This window comes from Agrococcus terreus (assembly GCF_014645235.1).
GTDB classification, from domain to species: Bacteria; Actinomycetota; Actinomycetes; order Actinomycetales; family Microbacteriaceae; genus Agrococcus; species Agrococcus terreus.
Genome location: NZ_BMLM01000001.1, coordinates 243,613 through 268,611 on the forward strand (window position 1 = coordinate 243,613; position 24,999 = coordinate 268,611).

General features: G+C 72.7%; 24 protein-coding genes. 16 read left to right on the top strand and 8 right to left on the bottom strand.

Annotated elements, in window-relative coordinates; translation table 11 throughout:
- Positions 1–2: 2 nt before the first annotated feature.
- On the bottom strand, positions 3–1,163 hold the full coding sequence (gene rhaI, locus IEW90_RS01240; RefSeq protein ID WP_188715196.1) for an L-rhamnose isomerase: 1,161 nt from the start codon (positions 1,161–1,163) through the stop codon (positions 3–5).
- Positions 1,164–1,180: 17 nt separating this feature from the next.
- Positions 1,181–1,594, bottom strand: a complete 414-nt coding sequence (locus IEW90_RS01245) for an L-rhamnose mutarotase (protein WP_229679436.1) — start codon at positions 1,592–1,594, stop codon at positions 1,181–1,183.
- Positions 1,595–1,768: 174 nt separating this feature from the next.
- Here IEW90_RS01245 and IEW90_RS01250 point away from each other — a divergent pair, with 174 nt between their 5' ends.
- The 7 genes from IEW90_RS01250 to IEW90_RS01280 all read left to right on the top strand — a co-directional run bounded on the left by IEW90_RS01250 (position 1,769) and on the right by IEW90_RS01280 (position 9,255).
- The gene (locus IEW90_RS01250; RefSeq protein WP_188715199.1) at positions 1,769–2,611 is read left to right on the top strand and encodes a DeoR/GlpR family DNA-binding transcription regulator; all 843 of its coding nucleotides are present in this window, start codon (positions 1,769–1,771) and stop codon (positions 2,609–2,611) included.
- Positions 2,608–3,657, top strand: a complete 1,050-nt coding sequence (locus tag IEW90_RS01255) for an autoinducer 2 ABC transporter substrate-binding protein (protein ID WP_188715201.1) — start codon at positions 2,608–2,610, stop codon at positions 3,655–3,657. The genes IEW90_RS01250 and IEW90_RS01255 overlap by 4 nt, the downstream gene beginning before the upstream one ends.
- 158 nt (positions 3,658–3,815) lie before the next feature.
- Positions 3,816–5,378, top strand: a complete 1,563-nt coding sequence (locus IEW90_RS01260) for a sugar ABC transporter ATP-binding protein (RefSeq protein WP_188715203.1) — start codon at positions 3,816–3,818, stop codon at positions 5,376–5,378.
- Positions 5,375–6,397 carry an ABC transporter permease gene (locus IEW90_RS01265; protein ID WP_188715205.1) on the top strand — a complete coding sequence of 341 codons (1,023 nt, stop codon included), beginning with the start codon at positions 5,375–5,377 and terminating at the stop codon, positions 6,395–6,397. Before IEW90_RS01260 ends, IEW90_RS01265 begins: the two co-directional genes overlap by 4 nt.
- Complete coding sequence (locus IEW90_RS01270) at positions 6,394–7,548, top strand: ABC transporter permease (protein WP_188715207.1); 1,155 nt, start codon at positions 6,394–6,396, stop codon at positions 7,546–7,548. Before IEW90_RS01265 ends, IEW90_RS01270 begins: the two co-directional genes overlap by 4 nt.
- On the top strand, positions 7,545–8,306 hold the full coding sequence (locus IEW90_RS01275; RefSeq protein WP_188715209.1) for a class II aldolase/adducin family protein: 762 nt from the start codon (positions 7,545–7,547) through the stop codon (positions 8,304–8,306). The genes IEW90_RS01270 and IEW90_RS01275 overlap by 4 nt, the downstream gene beginning before the upstream one ends.
- Before the next feature lie 79 nt (positions 8,307–8,385).
- Positions 8,386–9,255 (top strand): sugar phosphate isomerase/epimerase family protein, encoded by an 870-nt coding sequence (locus tag IEW90_RS01280; RefSeq protein WP_188715211.1) that lies wholly within the window; start codon positions 8,386–8,388, stop codon positions 9,253–9,255.
- Positions 9,256–9,414: 159 nt separating this feature from the next.
- On the opposite strand, the gene IEW90_RS01285 is transcribed toward IEW90_RS01280, so the two are convergent.
- The 3 genes from IEW90_RS01285 to IEW90_RS01295 are packed head-to-tail and all read right to left on the bottom strand — an operon-like array spanning position 9,415 to position 12,478.
- The gene (locus tag IEW90_RS01285; protein ID WP_188715213.1) at positions 9,415–11,454 is read right to left on the bottom strand and encodes a S9 family peptidase; all 2,040 of its coding nucleotides are present in this window, start codon (positions 11,452–11,454) and stop codon (positions 9,415–9,417) included.
- A 54-nt stretch (positions 11,455–11,508) separates the two neighbouring features.
- The gene (locus IEW90_RS01290) at positions 11,509–12,033 is read right to left on the bottom strand and encodes an adenine phosphoribosyltransferase (RefSeq protein WP_188715216.1); all 525 of its coding nucleotides are present in this window, start codon (positions 12,031–12,033) and stop codon (positions 11,509–11,511) included.
- 43 nt (positions 12,034–12,076) lie between these two features.
- Entirely contained in the window at positions 12,077–12,478 is a 402-nt protein-coding gene (locus tag IEW90_RS01295) for a RidA family protein (protein WP_188715218.1), read from the bottom strand.
- A gap of 257 nt (positions 12,479–12,735) precedes the next feature.
- Between IEW90_RS01295 and IEW90_RS01300 the strand changes: the two genes are divergently transcribed.
- The 4 genes from IEW90_RS01300 (at position 12,736) to IEW90_RS01315 (ending at position 16,621) form a co-directional block, all read left to right on the top strand.
- Positions 12,736–14,367 (top strand): circularly permuted type 2 ATP-grasp protein, encoded by a 1,632-nt coding sequence (locus IEW90_RS01300; RefSeq protein WP_188715220.1) that lies wholly within the window; start codon positions 12,736–12,738, stop codon positions 14,365–14,367.
- Positions 14,367–15,296 (top strand): alpha-E domain-containing protein, encoded by a 930-nt coding sequence (locus tag IEW90_RS01305; protein WP_188717976.1) that lies wholly within the window; start codon positions 14,367–14,369, stop codon positions 15,294–15,296. Before IEW90_RS01300 ends, IEW90_RS01305 begins: the two co-directional genes overlap by 1 nt.
- Positions 15,293–16,138: a transglutaminase family protein gene (locus tag IEW90_RS01310; RefSeq protein WP_188715222.1), complete on the top strand. Its 846-nt coding sequence runs from the start codon at positions 15,293–15,295 to the stop codon at positions 16,136–16,138. The genes IEW90_RS01305 and IEW90_RS01310 overlap by 4 nt, the downstream gene beginning before the upstream one ends.
- Before the next feature lie 201 nt (positions 16,139–16,339).
- A complete protein-coding gene (locus IEW90_RS01315; RefSeq protein ID WP_188715224.1) occupies positions 16,340–16,621 on the top strand; it encodes a DUF2277 domain-containing protein in 282 nt (93 codons plus the stop codon).
- An 11-nt stretch (positions 16,622–16,632) separates the two neighbouring features.
- Here the strand turns inward: IEW90_RS01315 and IEW90_RS01320 are convergent, their stop codons facing one another.
- From IEW90_RS01320 to IEW90_RS01330, 3 genes are all read right to left on the bottom strand, one after another.
- Positions 16,633–17,610 carry a Gfo/Idh/MocA family protein gene (locus IEW90_RS01320; RefSeq protein WP_188715226.1) on the bottom strand — a complete coding sequence of 326 codons (978 nt, stop codon included), beginning with the start codon at positions 17,608–17,610 and terminating at the stop codon, positions 16,633–16,635.
- Positions 17,611–17,725: 115 nt separating this feature from the next.
- Positions 17,726–18,409, bottom strand: a complete 684-nt coding sequence (locus IEW90_RS01325; protein ID WP_188715228.1) for a hypothetical protein — start codon at positions 18,407–18,409, stop codon at positions 17,726–17,728.
- Positions 18,410–18,498: 89 nt separating this feature from the next.
- Positions 18,499–19,029: a hypothetical protein gene (locus tag IEW90_RS01330; RefSeq protein ID WP_188715230.1), complete on the bottom strand. Its 531-nt coding sequence runs from the start codon at positions 19,027–19,029 to the stop codon at positions 18,499–18,501.
- Positions 19,030–19,109: 80 nt separating this feature from the next.
- On the opposite strand from IEW90_RS01330, the gene IEW90_RS01335 reads away from it, so the two are divergent.
- The 5 genes from IEW90_RS01335 to IEW90_RS01355 all read left to right on the top strand — a co-directional run bounded on the left by IEW90_RS01335 (position 19,110) and on the right by IEW90_RS01355 (position 24,886).
- Positions 19,110–20,159: an FUSC family protein gene (locus tag IEW90_RS01335; RefSeq protein ID WP_188715232.1), complete on the top strand. Its 1,050-nt coding sequence runs from the start codon at positions 19,110–19,112 to the stop codon at positions 20,157–20,159.
- A 326-nt stretch (positions 20,160–20,485) separates the two neighbouring features.
- A complete protein-coding gene (locus IEW90_RS01340; protein WP_188715234.1) occupies positions 20,486–21,847 on the top strand; it encodes an NAD(P)H-dependent oxidoreductase in 1,362 nt (453 codons plus the stop codon).
- A gap of 101 nt (positions 21,848–21,948) precedes the next feature.
- Positions 21,949–22,500 carry a TRAP transporter small permease gene (locus IEW90_RS01345; RefSeq protein WP_188715236.1) on the top strand — a complete coding sequence of 184 codons (552 nt, stop codon included), beginning with the start codon at positions 21,949–21,951 and terminating at the stop codon, positions 22,498–22,500.
- Positions 22,500–23,825 (top strand): TRAP transporter large permease, encoded by a 1,326-nt coding sequence (locus tag IEW90_RS01350; RefSeq protein WP_188715238.1) that lies wholly within the window; start codon positions 22,500–22,502, stop codon positions 23,823–23,825. Before IEW90_RS01345 ends, IEW90_RS01350 begins: the two co-directional genes overlap by 1 nt.
- 44 nt (positions 23,826–23,869) lie before the next feature.
- A complete protein-coding gene (locus IEW90_RS01355; protein ID WP_188715240.1) occupies positions 23,870–24,886 on the top strand; it encodes a TRAP transporter substrate-binding protein in 1,017 nt (338 codons plus the stop codon).
- Positions 24,887–24,999: the final 113 nt, after the last annotated feature.

Below are 24,999 nucleotides of genomic sequence, written 5' to 3' on the forward strand. Positions count from 1 at the left end.
CGTCATGCCCCCCATCCGGCCTGGACGCCGCCCTGGCGCTCCTCGGCGATCCGCTCGAGGTACCCGGAGGCGAGGAACGCCCGCATCGGATCCTCGGGCAGGCCCTTCGACGCCCGGTGCTCGGCGAGCAGCGGGCGCACGTCGGTCGCGTACGCGTCCATGAGCACCTCGTTCGCGAGCAGCACGTCGCCCGCGCGGCGGGCCGCGTCGAGCGCGGCGGTGTCGAGCGAGAGCGCCTTCGCGACGGCCTCCTGCACGTTGAGCACCGAGCGGATCTGGCCCGGCACCTTCGCCTCGATGTTGTGGCACTGGTCGAGCACGAGCTGCACGTCGGGGTCGCCGTAGCCGCCGCCCGCGATGAGCTCGACGACGATGCGGAAGAGCTGGAAGGGGTCGGCCGCGCCGACCATGAGGTCGTCGTCGGCGTAGAAGCGCGAGTTGAAGTCGAAGGCGCCGAGCTTCCCGAGCCGCAGCAGCTGGGCCACGATGAACTCGATGTTCGTGCCGGGCGCGTGGTGGCCGGTGTCCAGCACGACCTTCGCCTGCTCGCCGAGCGCCGCGCAGTGCACGTAGCTCGTCCCCCAGTCCGGGATGTCGGTGTGGTAGAACGCCGGCTCGAAGAACTTGTACTCGAGCACCATGCGGTGGTCGTCGTCGAGCGCGGCGTAGATCTCGGCGAGCGACTCGGCGAGGCGGTCCTGGCGCTCGCGGATGGAGTCCTGGCCGGGGTAGTTCGTGCCGTCGGCCAGCCACACCTTGAGGTCGCGCGAGCCGGTCTGCCGCATCACGTCGATGCACTGCAGGTGGTGGTCGATGGCCTTGCGGCGGATGCGCGGCTCGACGTGGGTGAGCGAGCCCAGCTTGTAGTCGTCGTCCTGGAACGTGTTCGAGTTGATCGTGCCGAGCGCGACGCCGAGATCCTCCGCGTGCCGTCGCAGCGCGCCCCAGTCGTCGACGAGGTCCCACGGGATGTGCAGCGCGACCGTGGGGGCGAGGCCGGTGTGGGCGTGCACCTGCGCGGCGTCGGCGACCTTCTCGAAGGGGTCGCGGGGCGTGCCGGGCGTGCCGAACACGCGGAAGCGCGTGCCGGAGTTGCCGTAGGCCCAGCTGGGCACCTCGATCCGGAGGCGGTCGAGCTCGGCGCTCGTGGGGGTCACGGCCATGGCGGCTCCTGTCGGTCTCAGCGCCTGTCGGCGGGGTCGTCGGGCGCGGCGGCGAGCTGCGCCTCGAGGTCGAAGGCGAGGGGGAGGAGCTCGAACGACTCGTCGGCCGGGCGCTCCAGCCCCTCGAAGAACGGCCGCATCTCGGCCTGCCAGCGCGCGTTGACGTCGGTGGCGGCCATGCCGGCGAGGGATGCGGCGAGGTCGGCGGTGCGGAAGGTGCCGATGCAGGTGCCGTCGTCGGCGACGAAGATCCGGTAGTCGTGCCAGCCGGTCGCCGCGAGCGCGCGGAGCATCTCGGGCCAGACGGCGGCGTGGCGCTCGCGGTACTCGGCGACGAGCTCGGGCCGGACGCGGAGGCGGAAGCACATGGGATGCAGCGGCGCTGGGTGCAGCGGCGCTGGGTGCAGCTGCTGCCCGGTCGTCCCGCCCATGCGCTCGCGTCCTCCTCGACGTCGTCGCGGCCTCCGGCATCGGAGGTCCTGCGCGGCCAGCATGCCGCCTCCGACTTTCGAACGCAAGCGATTAGGTTGCGATTTGGTATCGGAGTGTTGCGATCGGAGTTTCGTATGCGTACTGTCGCCGTCAACAGGGACGAAGGGGTCACCGTGGTCGATCGGGATGCGCACATCCTCGACGTGCTCGGCGCAGCAGGCGCCGTCGCCGTCGCCGACCTGGCGCGCGACCTCGGCGTCTCGGAGGTGACGATCCGCAAGGACCTCGACGGCCTCGAGCGCCAGCAGCTCCTGCGCCGCACCCGCGGCGGCGCCCTGCCGCCCGAGCGGCGCGACGAGGGCGCCTTCGCCGACCGCATGCGCGCCGCGTCCGACGCCAAGCGGGCCATCGCCCGCCGCGCGGCCGAGCTCGTCGACGACGGCGACGTCATCGCCCTCGACACCTCGTCGACCTCCCACTTCCTCGCGCTCGAGCTCGTCGCGCGCCAGGGCCTCGTCGTCATCACGCAGTCGCTGCCGACCGCCACGATGCTCGCCGAGCGCTCGAGCGCCCGCATCGTCATGCCCGGCGGCACGCTGCGGCGCGAGAGCTCGGGCCTCGTCGGCTCCATCGGCGACGCGCTCGCCGGCCGCGGCCGGATCCGCACGAGCTTCGTCGGCGTCGTCGGGCTCTCGCCCGAGCGCGGCCTGCTCGAGCTCGCCTCCGACGAGGCCGTCGCCAAGCAGGCCCTCGTCGCCTCGAGCGACCGGGTGCACGCGCTCTTCGACTCGAGCAAGGTCACCGGCTTCGCGCTCCACACGTTCGCGACCGCCGAGCAGGTGACGAGCCTCATCACGGATGAGGACGCGGACGACGACTTCGTCGCGCAGTGGGAGGCCGTCGGCGTCGCCGTCGACCGCGTGCCCCTGCTCGACGCGCAGACGACCGGCACGGCGCCGGTCCGGCCTCGGGCGGGGACCGCCTCCCGACGCCACACCCAGAAGGAGCATCGATGAAGATCTCACGCAGGATCGCGGGTGCACTGGCGCTCTCGGCGGCCGCCGCCGTCGTGCTGGCCGGCTGCACGTCGCGCAACGACCCCGGCCAGTCGGCCGCCCCCGGCGCCAGCGAGGGCGGCGGCACGGCCGAGGACCTCACCATCGCGTTCGTCCCGAAGCTGCAGGGCATCCCGTACTTCGAGGCGATGAACACCGGCGGCCAGCAGGCTGCCGAGGAGCTCGGCTTCGAGTGGCTCTACCAGGGCCCCACGACCGCCGACGCCGCCGCGCAGGCCGACATCGTCCGCTCGTTCATCCAGCAGGGCGTCGACGTGCTCTTCGTCGCCCCGAACGACCCGAACTCGATGGCGCCGCTGCTCGAGGAGGCCCAGGCCGCCGGCATCCACGTCGCCACGACCGACACCGACGCGCCGGACTCCGTGCGCGAGGTGTTCGTGAACCAGGCGTCGACGGAGGGCATCGGCGAGGCTCTGACCGACGCGCTGCTCGAGGCCATGGGCGGCTCGGGCCAGTACGCGATCGTCTCCTGCGGCGAGACCGCGGCGAACCTCAACGCGTGGATCGAGGTGCAGGAGGCGTACACGGCGTCCGAGTACCCCGACGCCGAGATCGTCGACATCGTCTACGCCGGCGAGGACCAGGCCATGGCCACGCAGATGGCGACCGACCTCATGAGCTCGAACCCCGACCTCACGGGCCTCGTGGGCGAGTGCACCTCGTCGGCGCCGGGCGTCGCGCAGGCCGTCGAGGACGCCGGCCGCACCGGCGAGGTCTTCACGGTGGGCCTCGGCACGCCGCAGTCGATGCTCCCGTACCTCGAGTCCGGTTCGTCGAGCGGCTCGATCCTGTGGGACGTCGAGGCGCTCGGCTACCTCACCGGCTGGGCCGGCGTGCAGCTCGCCAGCGACGGCGACCTGGGCGACACCAGCACCATCGGCCTCGAGGGCGCCTCGGGCGCCACGTACGACGAGGCGACGGGCGAGCTGCTGCTCGGCCCGCCGACCATCTTCACGGCCGAGAACGCGGGCGACTACGACTACTGACGCCCGACGGTCACGTCCCTCGTGACCTGCCCGGGGCGCGGCGAGCGCCGCGCCCCGGGCACCCCACCCGCATCCGGATCCACCCGATCCACGACCACCGCATCCGCGACGCGACCCGCGACCTCGGACCATCGGCGACGGCGCCGAGGAGGAGCAGCATGACCGACACCGCGCATCGACCGGCAGCCGCCGGCCCGCCCAGGCTCGAGATGCAGGGCATCGCGAAGCGCTACGGCGGCGTCCGCGCCATCCGCCACGCCGACATCACGGTGCGGCCCGGCACCGTCCACGCCCTCGTGGGCGAGAACGGCGCCGGCAAGTCGACGCTCATCAAGATCCTCTCGGGCGCCGAGCAGGCCGACGAGGGCACGATCGCCATCGACGGCAGCCCCGTCTCGATCGGCGCGACGACCGACGCGATCGCGCTCGGCGTGCAGACCGTCTACCAGGAGCCGCAGCTCTTCCCGGAGCTGACGGTCGCCGAGAACTTCTTCGTCGGCCGCGAGATCACCCGCGGCCCCGCCATCGACTGGCGCGCGCAGGCGCCGCGCATGCTCGAGCTGCTCGACACCGTCGGCCTCGACCGCGGCCTGGCCTCGCAGCCCCTCGGCTCGCTCTCCATCGCCAAGCAGCAGCAGGTCTCCATCGCCAAGGCGCTCCTCGAGCAGGCGAGCATCCTCATCCTCGACGAGCCGAGCGCCATCCTCACCGACGCCGAGATCGAGGTGCTCTTCGGCGTCGTGCGCCGCCTCGCCGCCGACGGCGTCTCGATCATCTACATCAGCCACCGCCTCGACGAGCTCTTCCGCATCGCCGACGAGGTGACGATCATGCGCGACGGCGAGACCGTCTCGTCGCAGCCGATCGGCGAGCTCACGGTGCGCGAGATCGCCGAGCGCATGGTCGGCGGCGCCATCTCCGAGGGCCACCACGAGGACCGCGAGCACGGCGAGCCCGTGCTCGAGCTCGAGTCGCTCTCGCTCGACGGCGCCTTCGAGGACGTCACGCTCACGCTGCGCGCGGGCGAGGTCGTGGGCCTGTACGGGCTCGTCGGCTCCGGCGCCGCCGAGGTGGGGGAGGTCGTCTACGGCATGCGCCGCGCCACCTCCGGCCGGCTCCGCGCCGTCGGCGACGACCGCCACCCGGCCTCGCCCTCGGCGGCGAAGCGCCGCGGCATCCGCATGGTGCCCGCCAACCGCGCCTCGCAGGGCTCGTTCTCGTTCCAGCCCATCGCGTTCAACATCACCGTCGGCTCGCTCGGGCTGCTCGGCAAGGCGCCCGGATGGGTCTCGCCCCGCGCCGAGCGCCGCATCAGCGACGACCTCATCCGCCGCCTCGCCGTGAAGACCCCCTCGGGCCGCCAGCCGATCGGCGCGATGTCAGGCGGCAACGCGCAGAAGGTCGTGCTCGCCCGGCAGATCGTCGAGCAGCCGAAGCTGCTCGTGCTCGCCGAGCCCACGCAGGGCGTCGACGTCGGCGCCAAGGAGGAGATCCACCGGATCGTCGCCGACCTCGCCGAGCGCGGCACCGCCGTGCTCGTCATCACCACCGACCTCGCCGAGGTGCAGCGCATCGCCGACCGCATCCTCGTCTTCCGCGCCGGCCGCGTCGCCCGCGAGCTGCCGCCCACCGCGAGCCAGGCGTCGCTGCTCGCCGCCGCGGCGGGCGCGATCGACGACGAGCCGACGCCCATGCCCGGCACCACCGAGGAGGCAGCATGACCGCCACCGCACCGGCGCCCGCGCCGGCATCCGCGTCCGGCCAGGTGAGCCTGCGCCGCATCCTCCCGCCCGTCGTCACCGGACAGGAGCTCGTGCTCCTCGGCGTGCTCGTCGTGCTGTGGGTGCTGCTCGGCATCTTCACGCCCGCGTTCCTCACGCCCGGCTCCATCGGGCCGCTGCTCGTGCAGGTCGCGCCGATCGCGCTCATCGGCGTCGGCATGACGTTCGTCATCATCACCGCCGGCATCGACGTCTCGGTCGCCGCGACGATCATGGTCTCGGCCGTCGTCACGGCCCGGGTGCTCGTCGCCGCCGACGTGCCGGCGGTGCTCGCCGTGCTGCTCGCGATCGCGATCGGCGCCCTGCTCGGCACCGTGAACGGCGTGCTCATCGCGTACGGCCGCGTGCACCCGATCATCATCACGTTCGGCACGGCCAACCTCTTCCAGTGGCTCGGCCTGCGGGTCTTCGACTCGTCGACCGTCAACGGCATCCCCGGCACGCTCGACTTCTTCGGCCGCGGCGCCGCGGGCTCCACGCTCGGCGTGCCGCACTCGTTCGCGATCGCCGTCGTCGCGGTCGCGGTCGCCTGGTGGTTCCTGCGCTACGCGAAGGCCGGGCGCAACCTCTACGCGATCGGCGGCAACCAGAACGCCGCGCGCCTCGCGGGCATCAAGGTGCAGCCGCGGCTCGTGTGGGTCTACGGCATCACGGGCGCCCTCGCCGGCCTCGCCGCCTGCATGATCATCGCCACCGGCACCTCGAGCCTCGACCAGTCGGTCGGCTCGGGCAAGGAGCTGCAGGTGATCGCGGCCGTCGTCATCGGCGGCACCTCCATCCTCGGCGGCCGCGGCAGCGTCGTCGGCACCATGCTCGGGGCGCTGCTCGTGCAGACGGTCGTCTCGGGCGTCACGCAGCTCGGCTGGCCCACCCAGCTCGGCTTCCTGTTCGTCGGCATCTGCATCCTCATCGCCGTCGGCACCGATCTCATCCGCGAGCGAGCGAGGAGGCGCGCATGACCGCCGTCGACACCGCCACCCAGGGCGGCCGGCACGGGCGCGACCCCGAGCCCCGCCCCTCCGCCCTCGACCGCGCCCGCGTGTGGGTCGCCAGCGGCGGCCTCAAGGAGCGCGCGACGCTGCTGCTCGGCCTCATCGTCGTGCTGCTCGTCGTCATGTCGATCCTCGACGGCGTGGGCCTCACGAGCGGCCGCTTCAACAGCGACTACCTCGCCTCGACGCTCATCGCCTACGTGCCGCTCGCGCTGCTCGCGCTCGCCGAGCTGTTCGTCATCACCTCCGGCCGCGGCGGCATCGACCTCTCGGTCGGCTCGATGGTCTCGCTCACGGGCGTCGTCTTCGCGATGCTGTACCAGCAGGCGATGCTGCCGCTCGCGGCCGCGATCGTGCTCGCGGTGCTGTTCGGCGCGCTGCTCGGCGCCGTGAACGGCTTCCTCACCGCCTACCTCGGCTACCCCGCGCTCATCACGACGCTCGCGACGTTCTACGCCTACCGCTCCATCGCGCTCGTCGTGAGCGAGCAGCGGCCCATCTCGGGCCCCGAGATCTCGTCGTTCTACAGCGCGGCGAAGGCCGTCGAGCTGCCCGTCATCGGCGCCTCGCTGCCGCTCGTGCCGCTCGGCGTCTTCACGTTCCTGCTGCCCGTCGCGATCGTCGCCTGGTTCGTGCTCAACCGCACCACCTACGGCCGCAAGCTCTACGCCATCGGCACGAACGACACCGCCGCGCAGTGGGCGGGCATCGACACGCGCCGCACGCGCATGATGGCGTACGTCACCGCGGGCGCCATCTCGGGCCTCGTCGGCGTCTACACGGTCGCGCAGTTCGCCTCCGCCCGGCCCGATGCGGGCACGAGCGGCAGCGGCATGGCGCTGCCGGCCATCACGATCGCCGTGCTCGGCGGCGTCGCCATCACCGGCGGCATCGGCCGGCTCTCGGGCATCCTGCTCGCCGCGCTGCTCATCGTCTGGCTCAACGCCTCGATCCTGCTCGTCGTGCCCGGCAACGAGGGCGCCCAGGCGCAGCTGCTCGCGCTCGGCGTGGTGCTGCTCGGCGCCTCGCTGCTCTCGAACGCGTCCATCCGGCGGCGATCGACGGGGCTCACGAAGCCCGTCGGGGTGCCGGGCACGGCCGCGGGGACCTCGCGGTGATCGCCGACGAGCTGCTCGCCCTCGCCCACGCGGTGGGCGAGCCGCGGCGCGAGCTCGTCATCCTCGCCGAGGGCAACGTCTCGGCCCGCCTGGACGACGAGCGTATGCTCGTGAAGGCGACCGGCTCGTCGATGGTGGCCGCGACGCGCGACGACCTCGTCGAGTGCCGCTTCGCGCCCATCCTCGAGCTGCTCGACGACCCGCGCGCGTTCGAGGGCGGCGAGGGGGATGCGCGCGTCGCCGAGGCGCTGCTCGCCTCCCGCGTCGACCAGGCGGCGAAGCGGCCGAGCGTCGAGGCGCTGCTGCACGCGGTGGTGCTCACCTCGGGCGCGGCCGCCGCGTGCCACACGCACCCCGTGTCGGCCAACGGCATCCTCTGCTCCGACCGCGCGCCGCTGCTCACGGCCGGCGCGCTCTTCCCCGACCAGATCGTCGTGCTCGGCACCCGCACGCTGCTCGTGCCCTACGTCGACCCGGGCCTCGGCCTCGGCCGCCTCATGCGGCACGAGCTGCGCGTCTTCGCCGACCGGCACGGCGCGCTGCCGAAGCTCGTCTGGCTGCAGAACCACGGCATGTTCGCCATCGGCGCCGACCCGGCCGAGTGCCTGCGCATCACCGAGATGGCCGACAAGGTCGCCCGCATCCTCGCCGGCGCGCTCGCCGCGGGCGCGCCCACGTTCCTGCCCGACTCGGTCGTCGACCGCATCGACGGGCGCGAGGACGAGGACGTGCGCCGCGCGGCCCTCGCCGCGCGCTGACCGGCGCCCGTCCTCCACCGCCTCCCGACCACCGTCCCGACCCACCGCCTCCGAACCACCCTGAGCGAAGGAGCTCCCCATGCAGATCGGCGTCCACGGCCTCGTCTTCACCGGCACGTTCGACGAGGCGGGCATCCGCACCGCCATCGAGGGCACGCAGCGGGCGGGCTTCGACCTGCTCGAGCTGCCGCTCATGGACCCGTACGCGATCGACGGCGCGCTCGTCGGCCGCATCCTCGGCGACCACGGCGTCGCCATGACCTCGTCGCTCGGGCTCGACGCCGCGCACGACCTCTCGAGCGAGGACGCGGCGGTGAGCCGGAAGGGCGAGGCCCTGCTCGAGCGCGCGATCGACGTGGTGGCCGAGGCGGGCGGCGCGCACCTGTGCGGCGTCATCTACTCGGCGATGCAGAAGTACACGGCGCCCGCGACGCCCGCGGGCCGGGCGGCCTCGGCCGCGGCGCTCGCACGGCTCGGCGAGCGCGCGCAGCAGGCGGGCATCACGCTGTCGCTCGAGGTGGTGAACCGGTACGAGACGAACGTGATGAACACGGCTCGCGGCGGGCTGCGGTTCCTCGAGGAGATCGGCCACGGCAACGTGCACCTGCACCTCGACACGTACCACATGAACATCGAGGAGTCGGGGATGCTCGAGCCCGTCCTCGACGCCGGCGAGCGCCTCAAGTACGTGCACATCGGCGAGAGCCACCGCGGCTACCTCGGCACCGGATCGGTCGACTTCGGATCGTTCTTCCGCGGCCTCTCGCGGCTCGGCTACGACGGGCCGGTGGTCTTCGAGTCGTTCTCGAGCGCCGTCGTCTCCGAGTCGCTGTCGAACACGCTCGGCATCTGGCGCAACCTGTGGGACGACTCCGACGACCTCGCCGCGCACGCCAACCGCTTCATCCGCGACCAGCTGCGCGCGGTGGAGACGATCGCCCTCCACTAGGCCGCGCCCGAGCCCTTCCCGGCCCGCCCCGGTCGACCCCGACCGGTCGCTCCCGCGCGGATCGTGCGTCGAGCGGTCGCGTGCGGCGGCTCCGAGCCCCCGGGCCGCCGCACGTGACCGCTCAGCGGCGCGTGGCGGCCGCGGCGTGCGACAGCCGGGCTACAGCGGCAGCGCGTCGGGCAGCGGCTCGCCGCCCAGCACGTGCTGCTCGCAGAAGCCGAGCACCGCGCGGTTCCACGTCACCGCGTTCGACGGCCGCAGCACCCAGTGGTTCTCGTCGGTGAGCTGCAGGAAGCGGTGCGGCATCGACGCAGGGCTCCCCTGCCAGCCCGAGACGAGGTCCCACCACAGCCGCAGCGCCTCGCTGACGGGCACCCGGTAGTCGCGGTTGCCGTGCGTGACGAGCATCGGCGTGGTGATGGCGGATGCGTGGTGGTGCGGCGAGTAGGCGCGGAACCACTCGGGCAGCTGGTCCGGCAGCCCGTGCACGCGCACCTTGTGGGATGCCGCATCCGTCGTCGTGTGCTGCTGGTCGAGCGCCCACAGCCCCGCGTGCGTCACGATCGCGCCGAAGCGGTCGCTGTGCCCGGCGATCCAGTTGGTCATGTAGCCGCCGAACGAGGCGCCGAGCAGGGCCGTGCGGTCGCCGTCGAGGGTGCGGCGCTCGAGCACGCGGTCGAGCAGCGCCTCGCACTCGCGCCAGACGACGTCGGCGAGGCGCGGCCAGCCGCGGTTGAGCCCCTCGTGGCCGTAGCCGGTCGACATGGCCGGGTCGGGCAGCAGCACCGCCCAGCCGCGCGCGACCGCGAGCCACGGGTTCCAGCGCCAGCTCCACGCGTTGTACGAGCCGTGCGGGCCGCCGTGGATCCAGAGCATGACGGGGGCGGGGGATGCGGTGCTCGCGCCCTTCGGGGTGCAGAGCCAGCCGCCGACGGCCGTGCCGTCGACCTCCGTCTCGACCCACTCGAGGCGGCCGGGGAGCGCACCGACGCGGCCGGGCGCGGGGATGGTCGTCGCCTCGACCGCGCCGCGGCCGCGCAGCGGGATGCGCACGGGGGCGGGCGGCGTCGCCATGTCGGTGCGGAGCGCGAACAGCGCGGAGCCGTCGGCCGCGGGGGCGAGGGAGCCGTGGGGCGCGTCGTCGACCAGCGTGCGCACCGCGCCGGTCGCGGTGTCGACGAGCAGGACGGCGCCGCGCGAGTGCAGGTCGCCCGAGACGACGAGCCGCGCGTCGTCGACCCACGCGTAGGCGCCGACGGTGAGGTCGCCGACCTCGACCGACACGGGCTCGCCGCCGCCGAGCGAGTGGATCTCGAGGAACGAGTACGCCGTGTCCGTCGGCGTCGAGGCGGTCACCCGCCGCACGGCGACGCGCGTCCCGTCGGGCGAGAGCCGCGGCCCCGACCAGCCCTGCGCGGCGGTCGCGCGCAGCAGCACGCGCCGCCGACGGGGCTGCACGTCGACGACGGCGATCGAGGTGCGGGTCTCGCCGCCCGCGACCCGCGTCGTCCAGGTGGTGACGGCCCGGCGGCCGTCGCGCGAGAGGTCGGCGGAGGCGTCGAGCAGGCTCGTCGTGTCGGCGCCCGGCGTGAGCTCGCGCATCCCGCCGTCCGGGTCGACGTGCACGAGGCGCGTGCTCGTCTCGCCGACCTCGTGGTCCCAGTGGCGGATGGGCATGCCGGTGTGCCAGATGGCGGTGCGCTTGGCGGCCTTCCGCGCCTGCCGGGCCTCGGCGTCGTCCTCGAGCGAGCCGCCCGCGAGCACCTCGGTGGTGGCGAGCATCGAGCCGTCGTCGGCGACGCCGACCAGCGTCAGCCCGCCCGGCGCGGATGCGACGACGTGCGCCTCGCCGCGCTCCGGCAGCCGCCAGATCGCGGGCACGTCCTCGTCGGCGCTGCCTGTCGGATCGGGCCGGGCCGAGGTGAACAGCAGCGAGCCGTCGGCGGCGAAGCGGGGCGCGCTCTCGCCCTTCGCCGACCACGTGAGGCGGCGCGCCTCCCGCTCGCCCGACGGGTCGAGCTCCCAGAGCGACGAGACCATGCGCGAGCCGTGCTCGTCGGCCTGCTGGATGGCGGCGACGAGCCGGCCGTCCGGCCCCGCGGCCAGCGAGGCGAGGCGCGGGATGCGCAGCAGGCCCTCGATGTCGGTGAAGTCGTCGAACGGGGTCTCGGGCGTCGTCGCCGGTGTCGTCCTTGGCATGGATCGACGCTATCGGCACCGATCCGGGAGTCCGGATGGGTGCGGCCGGCGCCGTCAGGCGGTGAAGACCGCGTGCGCCTGGGGCACGCGCTCGCGCCCGCGGAGCTCGGTGAGCTCGAGCACGACCGCGATGCCCGCGACCTCGCCGCCGAGCTGCTCGACGAGCGAGACCGCCGCGGCGAGCGTGCCGCCGGTGGCGAGCACGTCGTCGACCACGAGCACGCGCCGGCCGGTCAGGTCGCCCGCCGCCTCGATGGTGGCGACGCCGTACTCGAGCGCGAAGTCGACCGAGGCGGTCGGGTTCGGCGTCTTGCCTGCCTTCCGGATGGGCAGCAGGCCCGTGCTGGTGGCGGCGGCGAGCGCGCCGGCGAGCAGGAAGCCGCGCGCCTCGACGCCGGCGACGAGGTCGTAGCGGCCCTCGAAGGGCGCGGCGAGCGCGGCGGTCACGGTCGCGAGCGACCCGGCGTCGGCGAGCACGGGCCCGATGTCGCGGAACAGCACGCCCGGCGTCGGGAAGTCGGGCGTGAGCGCGATGCGCGACTCGGCGCGCGCGAGGTCGTCGGGGCTGGGGGTCGGCACCCGTCGACCCTAGTCCCGGCCCGCATCCGGCGCCGTCTCGCGCTCACCGCACGACGGCCGCGACGGCGCTCACCTCCACGAGCGCGCCGGGCACGCCGAGCGCCGAGACGATCGCGGCCGTGACGAGCGGTGGCTCGCCGTCGGTCGCGAGCTTCGCGGCGACGGCGCCGTAGGCGGCCCGGAGGTCGGCGCCCTCGGCGAGGAGCACCGTCCAGTGCACGACGTCGGCGAGGGTCGCTCCGGCGGCGGCGAGCGCGGCGGCCGCGTTGTCGACGGCGCGCGCCGACTGCTCGCCGGCGTCGTCCGAGACGATGGCGCCGGTCTCGTCGACGCCGTCCTGGCCGCCGACGTAGATGGTGGTGGCGCCCGGGGGCACGACGGCCACGTGCGAGAAGGCGGGCGAGCGGACGAGCCCCTCGGGGCGCAGGCGGGTGATCGCATCCATGGCCCGAGCATCCTCCGCACCGCCCACGCCCGCGACCCCGCATCCATGCTCCATCCCCGCCTCCGCTGCCCGTGCCCGCCGCCTCGCACGCCCTCCGGTCAGCGAGCTTCCCCAGATCCCGCCTTTCGGCCAGGAAGTACGGATTCGGGGAAGTTCGATGAGCATGGACGGGCCCGAGGTGCGGGGCGCCGGGAGGGCCGAACGGGCGGCTCGGCGCCGTCACAGGCCCGAAACAGGCGTCCGGCTAGGCTCGCCGCATGGGCGACCTCTTCGACGACTACGACAAGCCCTTCGCGAACCCGCGCAAGCGCACCGGCGTCGCGTGGGACGAGATGTTCGCCGAGACCGGCGTCGCCCGGAAGCCCTACGAGCGCATCCACGACGCCCTCTCGGAGCTCACGAAGGACGACCTCCGCGCCCGCGCCGACGCGCTCGCCACCTCGTACCTCGCGCAGGGCGTCACCTTCGACTTCGCGGGCGAGGAGCGGCCCTTCCCGCTCGACGCCGTGCCCCGCATCATCACCGCCGAGGACTGGCGCCACGTCGAGTCGGGCGTCCAGCAGCGGGTGCGCGCGCTGGAGGCGTTCCTCGCCGACATGTACGGCCCGCAGCGCGCCGTCGAGGACGGCATCATCCCGGCGAAGCTCATCTCGTCGTCCACCCACTTCCATCGCCAGGCCGCGGGCGTCGTCGGGGCCAACGGCGTGCGCATCCACGTCTCGGGCATCGACCTCATCCGCGACCAGGAGGGGGAGTGGCGGGTGCTCGAGGACAACGTGCGCGTGCCCTCGGGCGTCTCGTACGTGATCTCGAACCGCCGCGTCATCGCCCAGACGCTGCCCGAGATGTTCGCCTCGATGCGGGTGCGCCCCGTCGGCGACTACTGCGACAAGCTGCTCCACGCCCTCCGCGCGGCCGCGCCCGCCGGCGTCGACGACCCGCGCGTCGTCGTGCTCACGCCCGGCGTCTACAACTCCGCCTACTTCGAGCACACGCTGCTCGCGCGCCTCATGGGCGTCGAGCTCGTCGAGGGCCGCGACCTCTTCACCTCCGGCGGCCGCGTCTACATGCGCACCACCGAGGGCCCCGCGCGCGTCGACGTCATCTACCGCCGCGTCGACGACGACTACCTCGACCCGCTGCAGTTCCGCGCCGACTCGATGCTCGGCAGCCCCGGCCTCATGCTCGCGGCGCGCCTCGGCAACGTCACGATCGCGAACGCGGTCGGCAACGGCATCGCCGACGACAAGCTCGTCTACACGTACGTGCCCGACCTCATCCGCTACTACCTGTCGGAGGAGCCGATCCTCAAGAACGTCGACACCTGGCGGCTCGAGGAGCCCGGCCAGCTCGACGAGGTCATCGACCGCCTGCACGAGCTCGTCGTGAAGCCGGTCGACGGATCCGGCGGCAAGGGCCTCGTCGTGGGCCCGGATGCGACGCAGGAGGAGCTCGACGCGCTCAAGGAGCGGCTGCTCGCCGACCCGCGCGGCTGGATCGCGCAGCCGGTCGTGCAGCTCTCGACCATCCCGACGCTCGTCGAGGACGGCATGCGGCCCCGCCACGTCGACCTGCGGCCCTTCGCCGTGAACGACGGCAAGGAGGTGTGGGTGCTGCCGGGCGGCCTCACCCGCGTCGCGCTCCCGGAGGGCCAGCTCGTCGTGAACTCGTCGCAGGGCGGCGGCTCGAAGGACACCTGGGTGCTCGCCGACCCGCGCGAGCAGCTGCCGGTCATCGACCACGACGCCGAGTTCGGCGCGTCGGGCGAGCCGATGACCAGGCCGATGGCGATCATCTCGGGCCACGAGCACCCGCAGGACCAGTCGCCGCAGGACGCCCCGCGCGGGCAGTCCGAGCAGCAGCAGCAGACGGGAGGGACCCCGCGATGATGCTCTCCCGCATCGCCGAGAGCCTGTTCTGGATCGGCCGCTACATCGAGCGGGCCGACGGCACCGCCCGCATCCTCGACGTCTACCTGCAGCTCCTGCTCGAGGACGTCGCGGTCGACGAGGACACCGCCTGCCGCGCCCTGCTCGGCGTCATGGGCCACGACGCACCCCCGGAGCGCAGGCTCACCCGCGTCGACGTCGTCAACGCCCTCGCGACCGACCGCACGCAGCCCGCCTCGATCGCCTACTCGGTGAACGCCGCGCGCGAGAACGCCCGCCGCGCCCGCGAGATCATCTCGACCGAGCTGTGGGAGGTGCTCAACGGCACCTACGCCAACATGCCGCGGCGCGTGAACACCGAGCAGGTGCACGCCATGTTCGGCTGGGTGCGCGAGCGGTCGGCGCTCGCGACCGGCATCTCCGACTCCACCGCGAGCCGCGACGACGCGTGGAGCTTCTTCACGCTCGGCTGCTCCATCGAGCGCGCCGACATGGTCGCGCGCCTGCTCGCCACCCGCGCCCTCACCGAGGCGTCCGGCCCGTCGTGGACGACGATCCTCCGCTCCGTCGGCGCCTACGAGGCGTACCTGCGCACCTACCGCGGCGTGCCCTCGTCGACGAACGCGGCCGAGTTCCTGCTGCTCGACCGCCTCTTCCCGCGCTCGATCCTGTTCTCGGTGCTCTCGGCCGAGCAGTGCCTGCGCGACATCGAGCCGCGGCAGGAGCGCGTCGGCTACGTCGACTCGGCGCAGCGGATGCTCGGCCAGATCCGCGCGGAGCTCGAGTTCCGCCCCATCCAGGAGATCATCGAGGACCTCCCGGGCGTCATGGACAAGGTGCAGACCACCACGACCGCCGTCTCGAACGCGGTGCGCGAGCGCTACTTCCCCACCCACAACATGCCCGCCTGGACGAGGGAGGCATCGTGAGCCGCATCCGCATCCGCCACACCACCGGCTACCGCTACGAGCAGCCGGCCATGGCGTCGTACAACGAGTCGCGGATGCTGCCGTCGACCTCGGACGGCCAGTTCGTCATCTACTCGAACCTCGACATCCGCCCCAACACCTCGATCAACACGTACGAGGACTACTGGGGCACGAAGGTCGTCTCGTTCGACGTGCTGCAGCCGCACACCGAGCTGCAGCTGACCGCGACGAGCCTGGTGGAGGTGCGGCCGCGCCTCACCGGGGGGCACGACCTCACGTGGGAGCAGCTCGGCAAGGTGGCGCAGCGCGCGACGCAGCACGTGGAGCAGCTGGCGCAGACGCCGCGCACCCGCCCGACCGACGACCTCGTCGCGGCGGCGCGCGAGATCGCGGATGCGTCGTCGACGCCCGGCGCGGCCGCGTCGGCGATCGCGCGGATGGTGGGCGACGAGATGGAGTACATGTCGGGCGTCACGCACGTCCACACGCTCGCCTCGGAGTCGTGGGCGAGCCGCAAGGGCGTCTGCCAGGACATCGCGCACATCACGCTCGGCGCACTGCGCGCCGTCGGCATCCCCGCCCGCTACGTCTCGGGCTACCTGCACCCTCGGCCGAACGCGCAGATCGGCGAGACGATCCGCGGCGAGTCGCACGCGTGGGTGGAGTGGTTCACGGGCGAGTGGAACGCATGGGACCCGACGAACCTCATCGACATCGGCGAGCGGCACGTGAAGGTCGGCCTCGGCCGCGACTACAACGACGTGCCGCCGCTGCGCGGCGTGTACGCGGGCGCCGGCAAGAGCCAGCTCTTCGTCTCCGTGGAGATCACGAAGGAGAGTTGAGGCTCCGGCCGCCCGAGTCGAGACCACCCTGACGCGGCGGCCCCCTCCCGCTGGTCGAGGAGGCCGCGCCGCAGGCGCTGCCGTCTCGAGACCGCACGCGCGACAGGTGCCTTCCCGGACGACCGGTGCCCGGGCACCAGCACCCCTCATCCACGCCAGCACCCCTGGCGGGCCTCCCCGCTCCGGCCTACCGTGGACGCCATGTGCAGGAACATCACCGAGCTGCGCGGCCTGGAGCCGGCCGCGACCGACGACGAGGTGGAGGCGGCGGCCCGCCAGTACGTGCGCAAGGTCTCGGGCATCACGCATCCGTCCGAGCGCACCCGCGAGGCGTTCGAGCGCGCTGTCGCGGAGGTCGCGCACATCACCGAGCACCTGCTCGCCGACCTGCCCGACCGCCGTCAGCCGCCCAAGAAGCTGCCACCGCTGCGCCGCCCCGAGGTGCGGGCGCGCATCGCCGCGCGCGAGGCCGCCGCGAGCTGAGCCGCGCGCCGTCAGCCGGCCAGCAGCGCCGCGCGCACGTCGTCCATGAGTCGCATGATCGCGACGCTCTCGTCGAGCGGCATGGTCGGGCTCTCAGTCTCGCCGGCGGCGACGGCCCGCTCCACCTCGCGCGCCTGGAACTGCATCCCGCGCCCCTCGAGCTCCGGCTCGTAGCGCTCCGCGATCGCGTCGCGGTCGGCGACGCTGCGGCGCGTGAACGAGGTCCACGTGTAGAACGCAGGGTCGAGGTGGATGACGCCGTCGGTGCCGATGATGCTCGCGCGGTTCGAGCCGAGCGTCGTCATCGAGAAGGTGCTCGTCGAGGTGCGGCCGGGGCCGTGGTCCAGGATGACGGAGGCGCGGTGGTCGACGCCGGCGTGGTCGACGACCCCGCTCGCCTGGATGCGCGTCGCCGGCCCGAGCAGGTGGTGTGCGAGCGAGAGGTCGTAGACGCCGAGGTCGAGCAGCGCGCCGCCGCCGAGCGCGGCCTCGATGAGGCGGCTGCCGGGGGAGAGGTCGAGCACCTGCGAGTGGTCGGAGACGAGGCCCACGACCTCGCCGAGGTCGCCCGCCGCGATCCGCTCGCGCACGGCGACCATCGTCGGCAGGAACCGCGTCCACATCGCCTCCATCGCGAACACGCCGCGCGCCCGGGCGGCGTCGACGAGCGCCTGCGCGTCGTCGCCGGTCGTCGTGAAGGCCTTCTCGACGAGCACGTGCTTGCCGGCCTCGATCGCGAGGAGGGCGTGCTCGAGGTGGTGGGAGTGGGGCGTGGCGACGTAGACGACGTCGACGGCCGGATCCGCGACGAGCGCCTCGTAGCAGCCGTGCGCGGTGGGGATGCCGGTGCGGTCGGCGAAGGCTCGGGCCCGCTCCGCGTCGCGGCTGCCGACCGCGGCGAGCCGCCTGCCGTCGAGCGCGAGGTCGCGCGCGAAGGCGCCGGCGATGCCGCCGGCGCCGAGGATGCCCCAGCCGATCGAGTCGCTCATGCGGCGAGCCTACGCAGGCCGGCCCGCGAGCCGGCCGCGCGCGATCCTGGACCCCATCCTGCGTCGTGGATCCGATCGTTCGGGTCCCGGATGCAGGATTGGGTCCGGGATCGGGTCAGCCGCAGCCGGGCGCAGTGGGCGCGGCGGCGCAGTCGCCGGCCGTGAGCACCGTGTCGACCTCGAACACCTTCACCGGCACGGCCGGTGCCTCGACTGGCAGGCTGCCCGGCACCTGGAACCAGCCGCCGCCCGCGTCGACCTCGGCCGTGAAGGTGACGGTGAGGGATGCGGTGACGTCGTCGCGAGAGGAGTACGCGTGGCTCGTCGATGTCTCGGTCCACTGCTCGCCGGTGCCGCTCCACGCGGCGCCCGAGCCCTCGGTGGTCTGGGTCGTGCCGTCGCCGTAGTCGAACGCGTAGGTCGTCGGAGTCCAGCGGACCGTCACGGCAGACCCGAGGAGGTCGCCCTGCATCGTGTGCGACTCGGCGGTGGCGTAGAAGTTCGTCGGCGTGCCCACGACGCCCCACCCGTCGGGCTCGACCACGAGCTCGCCCACGATGGGGCGGAAGGCGGCGAGGTCCTCGATCGTGATGGGATCGACCGAGTCGGAAGGAAGCGAGCCGCGATTGTCGATGGCCGTCACCTGGCAACGCCCCGCCGCGATCTCGCTCACCGCGTCGGCCTCGCACGCCGCGAACCGAGCGTCGAGGAACGCGTCCCAACGCGCCTTCAGTTCTGCCGCGGACAGGTTCGAGACGTTGGCTGGAGCCGCTCCGTCGAAGGCATCGTTCGCGATCACGTTCAAGCGGTCGTCGTCGAAGAATGAGTCGCTCTCCCCAGAGCGGTTCGACCCGGAGGTGGCCAAGAGGGTTGCGGCCAAGATCAAAGTCACGATGCGGAGCAAGGATCACTCCCGTCTGAAGATTCATGACTGCGATCTGCGCTGACGAGCAGGCGCGAATCTTCGGACGCGAAGCTCACGACGCGACTGAGCTGGCCGGCTTGATCCGACGGCGTGATGTCCTCGCCAGAGGCGTTGATGAGCCGTTCTGAGGAGATGTCCACGCACACAGCGGCCTCGAGTGCTCCGGCCTGAAACCGGAAGTTCTGAGTCGAGCGCTCGCCTTCCACGCGCGCGCCGAGGGCAGCGGCCTGTTCAAAGGATTCGAACTGTTGCCGCGCCAATTCAGATGAGGCGACCGCTTCCAGTTGATCGAGCGACGCGCCTTCGGGTTCGGCCCCAGCGTCGGAGAGGGCCGCTTGGTATGCCTCCCAGGCAGCCCGAGCCTCCTCCTCACTCACCGTCGGCGCCGCCGACGTCGGCGGGGTCGTCTCGACCGGAGCCTCGGGCGTGCAGCCCGCGAGCATCGCGCCCGAGAGCGCGGCGAGGGCGAGCACGGTTCCGGTCCTGCGACGCATGCGGGCAGGCTAATCGACGCGGCTCCGGCGCCTCAGGCGCATTCCACAGGCCGCGGGCGCGGGAGAATGGGGGCCGCACCATGACCGACGCCCACGACCAGCATCCCGAGCCCCGACGCCACCGCGTCGGCGCCGTCCTCGGCGACGCCGGCCGCGAGCTCGTCCGCTTCCACCCGTCGGTAGGCGACTGGCGCGTCGCCACGCGCGCGGGCCTCGCGACGCTGCTCGTGCTCGGCGGGCTCGTGCTCGCCGGCCGCCTCGACCTCGGCCTCTACGCGAGCTTCGGCATCTTCGCCTCGCTGTACGGCGGGCGTCTGCCGACGCCGGGCCGCTGGCGCATCCAGGTGCGCCACGGGCTGCTGCTCACCGCGGTCATCGCTCTCGGCGCGGCCGTCGCGACGAGCGATGCGCGGGCATGGCTCGCGATCCCGGTCGTCGCGGCCGTCGCGGCGGTCGCATCCTGGCTCTCCGATCGCCAGGGGTGGTCGCCGCCGGGCGCGCTCTTCCCGGTCTTCGCCGCCGGCGCGAGCGCCACGATCCCGGTCGACTGGGCCGGCGTGGGCATCGCGGCGCTCGTCGCCGCCGGCGCCGCGACGCTCTCGATCCTGCTCGGCGCGCTCGAGCAGGCGCTGCTGCCCGTGCCGCACGCGCCGCGCACGCGGCCCCGCCCCGACGGCATCGGCCGCCATGCCATCCTCACCGCCGCGTCCGTGCTCGTCGCCGGCCTCATCGCGACGGGCGCGCAGATCGGCCACCCGTACTGGGCGATGCTCGCCGCCGTCGTGCCCTTCGCGGGCCGCGGCGCCGCCGTGCAGCTCGCGCGCGGCGCGCACCGGCTGCTCGGCACGTGCCTCGGCATCGCGCTCGCCGCGCTGCTCCTGCTGCTCGAGCTGCCGCCCATCGGCGTCGTGCTCGCGGTGGTGGTGCTGCAGGCGGCCGTCGAGCTCGTGGTGGTGCGCAACTACGGCCTCGCGCTCGTGGCGATCACGCCGCTCGCGCTCGTGCTCGTGCACGCATCCCGCCCCGAGCCCGTCGGCGAGCTGCTGCTCGAGCGGGTGCTCGAGACCGCGATCGGCGTGGGCGTGGCGCTCGCGGCCGTCGCGCTCGACCGCGCGATCCGCCGCCGCTGACGCCGGCGCATCCGGCCCCCATGGAACCCGTCCCGCGCTCCCGGGTCGCGCTGAGTGGCGACTTCGTGCGGTGACTGGCGACTCCGTGCGCTGAGTGGCGGCGTCGGGTCGCGATACGCCGCGACGGTCGACCGTTCCCCGCCACTCGAGGGCGAACGCCGCCACTCAGCTGCCGAACGCCGCCACTCGACCGCCACGGCGGTCGCCGCTGGGGGCGGGCTCCACACTCCTCCTCGCACCCAGACGCTTGACGCGGCCCGAACGACGTTCTACTGTCAACAGTTAGACACGGCGCACGACGCGCACCGCCTGCAAAGGAGCAGATCTTGAACCTGTACACGCTGCTGCGACGACGGAACGCGGAGTCCGGCCCGATCCGGGTGGGCGTCATCGGCGCCGGCAAGTTCGCCTCGATGTTCCTGACGCAGGCGTCGGTCACCCCCGAGCTGCACGTCGTCGGCGTCGCCGACATCGACGTCCCGAAGGCGAGGGCGGCGCTCGAGCGCACCGGCTGGGCGCCCGAGCGGTTCGCCGCGACGAGCCTCGACGAGGCGGCCCGCACGGGACTCACGGCCGTCGTCGACGACTCCATGTCGCTCATCCGCCACGGCTCGGTCGAGGTCGTCCTCGAGGTCACGGGCAACCCGATCGTCGGCACCGACCACGCTGTCGCCGCGATCGACAACGGCAAGCACGTCGTGATGGTCAACGTCGAGGCCGACTGCATGGTCGGCCCGCTGCTGCAGCGCCGCGCCGAGGCCGCGGGCGTCGTCTACTCGATGGCGTACGGCGACCAGCCGGCCCTCATCTCGGAGCTCGTCGACTGGTGCCGCACCGTCGGCTTCGACGTCGTCGCGGCGGGCAAGGGCACGAAGTACCTGCCGGAGTACCACTACTCCACGCCCGACACCGTGTGGGACCACTACGGCTTCACCGACGAGCAGCTCTCGAGCGGCGACTTCAACCCCAAGATGTTCAACTCGTTCCTCGACGGCACGAAGTCGGCGATCGAGATGGCCGCGGTCGCCAACGGCACGGGCCTGGAGCCGCAGCTCGACGGCCTCGCCTTCCCCGCCGCCGGCATCGGCGACCTCCCGCACGTGTTCCGCGAGCGCTCGGTGGGTGGCTCGCTCGACCGGCGCGGCACGGTCGAGATCGCATCGAGCCTGCACCGCGACGGCAGCGACGTGGAGCGGGACCTCCGCTGGGGCGTCTACGTCACGTTCGAGGCGAAGACCGACTACGCGGTGCAGTGCTTCGCGGAGTACGGGGTGAAGACCGACGAGACGGGCCGCTACGGCTCCCTCTTCCGGCCGTACCACATGATCGGCCTCGAGCTCGGGGTCTCGATCGCGAGCGCGGTGCTGCGCGGCGAGGCCACGGGCGCCCCGACGGGCTTCCGCGGCGACGTCGTCACCACCGCCAAGCGCGACCTGCGCGCGGGCGAGACGCTCGACGGCGAGGGCGGCTTCACCGTCTTCGGCAAGCTCCGCCCCGCCTCCTACTCGCTCGAGCAGGGCGTGCTGCCGCTCGGCCTCGCGCATGGCGCGAAGCTCATCCGCGACGTGCCGAAGGACCGCTCGGTGACCTGGGCGGACGTGGACGCCGACGAGACGCTGGCGGCCGTGCAGGTGCGCCGCGAGCTCGAGGCGGAGTTCCGCGCCGAGCACGGCATCACGATTCCGTAACCTCTGCGACCCCTGCCGGTTCGACTGTTGACAGTCGACTGCCGACCCTGATTCACTCGCGGAACGCGCGCCACGCAGGCGCATCGCAAAGGAGCGATTCCATGAAGAGAGCTGTCAGCCGGGTGCTCTCCGGCCTCGACCTCGTGCTGCAGTGGGTGTGCATCGCCCTGCTCGCGCTGGTCATCGCGGGCGTCGTGTGGCAGGTGCTCGCGCGCTACGTCACGCGCGACTCCACCGCGTGGACGGCCGAGCTCGCCTCGTACTCGTTCGTCTGGCTCGCCATGCTCGCGATCGCCCTCGGCGTGCGCCGCGGCCGGCACATGGTGCTCGACATCTGGGAGTACGTGCCCTACCGCAAGTGGCTCTCGCGCCTCATCGACACCGTCGCGTTCGCGGTCGTCGGCGGCACGCTCGTGCTGCTGCTCTGGTTCGGGATCGTCGGGCTGGACGCGTCCTGGAGCCGCACCGCGCCGGGCCTCGGCATCTCGACCGGCTGGGTCTCGCTCGCCGTGCCCGTCGGCGCCGCCATCGCGCTCGTCTTCGCGGTCGAGGCGTGGTGGCTCAACTTCCAGGCCGAGGAGGGCGAGGACCCGCTCAGCGCCCCCCTCATCCACCAGCCGAAGGACCTCATCATCGTGAAGGGAGAGGTGTGATGGGCCCCACCATCCTGTCCAGCTTCGGCGCAGCCATGCTGCTGCGCGTGCCCGTCGGCTTCGCGCTCGCGGCGGCATCGTTCATCGCCATCTGGTTCACGACCGACGCCCCGCTGTCGGTCGGCGCCCAGCGCCTCGTGGCCGGCATGACCCCGTTCCCGCTCCTCGCGATCCCGCTGTTCGTGCTCGCCGGCGCGATCATGAACGAGGGCGGCATGACGAAGCGGATGCTCGACCTGGCCGACTCGATCGTCGGCGGCATGCGGGCCGGCATCGCGCAGACCACCGTGCTCTCGTCGCTCTTCTTCGGCGGCATCTCGGGCTCGGCCGTCGCGTCGATCTCCAGCCTCGGCCGCATCCTCATCCCCGCGATGAAGGAGCGCAAGTACAAGCCGGCCTACGCGTCGGCGGTCATGGCGGCCGCGCCCGTCGTCGACCCGATCATGCCGCCGTCGATCACGATGATCGTCTACGGCGTCGTGAGCGGCACCTCGATCGGCGCGCTCTTCTTCGCCGGCATCGTGCCGGCGATCCTCTACGTCGCCATCCTGATGCTCGTCGTGCACTTCACCTCCAAGTGGCTCGGCTTCACCGACGAGGCCATCCAGGAGGCGCGGATGCTGAACCGCCCGATCGGCACCATCGCCAAGGAGGACCGCCCCGCGTTCCTGCCGTCGCTCTGGAAGGCGACGCCGGCGCTGCTGCTGCCGCTCGTCATCCTCGGCGGCATCCGCTTCGGCTGGTTCACCCCGACGGAGGCGGCCGCGGTCGCCGTGGTCTACGCGCTGCTCGTCGGCATCTTCGTCTACCGCGAGCTGAGCTGGAAGAAGTTCCTGTTCGGCATGGCCGACTCGGCGCTCATCGTGGGCCTCATCATGCTCGTGCTCGCCGCGGCGCAGATCTACTCGTGGGCGCTCACCCTCGGCCTCGTGCCGCAGACGGCCGCGGAGGCGATCTTCTCGATCACCGAGAACCCGGTGATCCTGCTGCTGCTCATCAACGCGGTGCTGCTCGTCGTGGGCATGTTCGTCGAGGCCAACGCCGCGCTCATCATCCTCACGCCGATCCTCTACCCGGTGGCGATCGAGGCCGGCATCGACCCCGTCCACCTCGGCATCATCATCGTCGTCAACCTGAGCATCGGCCTGCTCACGCCGCCCGTCGGCATCGGCCTCATGCTCGCCGCCGAGATCGGCAAGGTGTCGATGCTCCGGGCCGTCAAGGCGGTCCTGCCCTTCCTCATCGCGGGCCTCCTCTACCTGCTCCTCATCACGTTCGTGCCCGAGATCTCGCTCTGGCTGCCGAACCTGATGATGCAGCAGTGACCCCTCCCCACCCCACTCACCCCATCCATCCAGCAAGGAGCACCATGCACCAGCGCACCATCCTCCGCAGCGTCGCGGTCGGAGCCATCGCCCTCGTCGCCCTCACCGGCTGCCGCCCCAGCGACGCCGCCCCCGCCGACTCCGCCGATGGCGGCAGCGGCACCCTCAACCTCGTGCTCGGCCACGCCGGCAGCGACACGGACGCCCGCCAGGTCGCGGCGACCCGCTTCGCGGAGCTCGTCGAGGAGGCCTCGGACGGCGCGATCACCGTCGAGGTCCACCCCGCGTCGACGCTCGGCACGTGGGAGGAGATGATCGAGGGCCTGCAGCTCGGCTCGACCGACATCGTCATCGAGAGCCTCCTCTCGCTCGAGTCGTACACCGACCTCGCCGGCGTCGAGACGGCGCCGTTCCTCTACGAGGACTACGACCAGTTCGAGGCGGTCTGGAGCGGCGAGCTCGGCACCGAGATCATCGACGCCGTGAGCGAGGCCTCGGGCTACGAGCCCATCGGCAACATGTACCGCGGCCCGCGCGTGCTCACGACGAGCGACCCCGTGGAGTCGATCGACGACGTGCAGGGCCTCACGATCCGCACGCCCAGCGCGCCGACGATGCTCGCCACCTGGGAGGCGATCGGCGCCCGCGCCGAGGCGCTGCCGTTCAACGAGGTCTACTCGGCGCTCGAGTCGGGCGTCATCGACGGCCAGGAGAACCCGGTCGACGCCATCCTCTTCAACTCCATCTACGAGGTGAACCCGTACATCGCCGAGACGAACCACGTCTACGCGAACTACCACTTCATCCTGTGGGAGGAGGCGCTCGAGGGCCTCACCGAGGAGCAGCAGACCATCATCCGCGACGCCGCGAACCAGGTCGGCGAGGAGTACACCGAGACGACCATCGAGGAGTCGGAGGAGTACCGCGCCGAGCTGGAGGAGGGCGGCGCCACCTTCACCGAGATCTCCGACCGCCAGGCCTGGATCGACGCTACGCAGCCCGTGGTCGACGGCCTCCCCGACCAGGTGCAGACCTGGGTCGAGCAGATCCGCGCGATGTGATCCCGATCGCGTGAACCGGCGGGGCCCCGTGCTTCCGGGGCCTCGCCACCCCCTCCAATCCATCCCGCCGCACCGAGCACCCAGGCGGTGCGGCCGCCCCGTCGCGCCCGCGA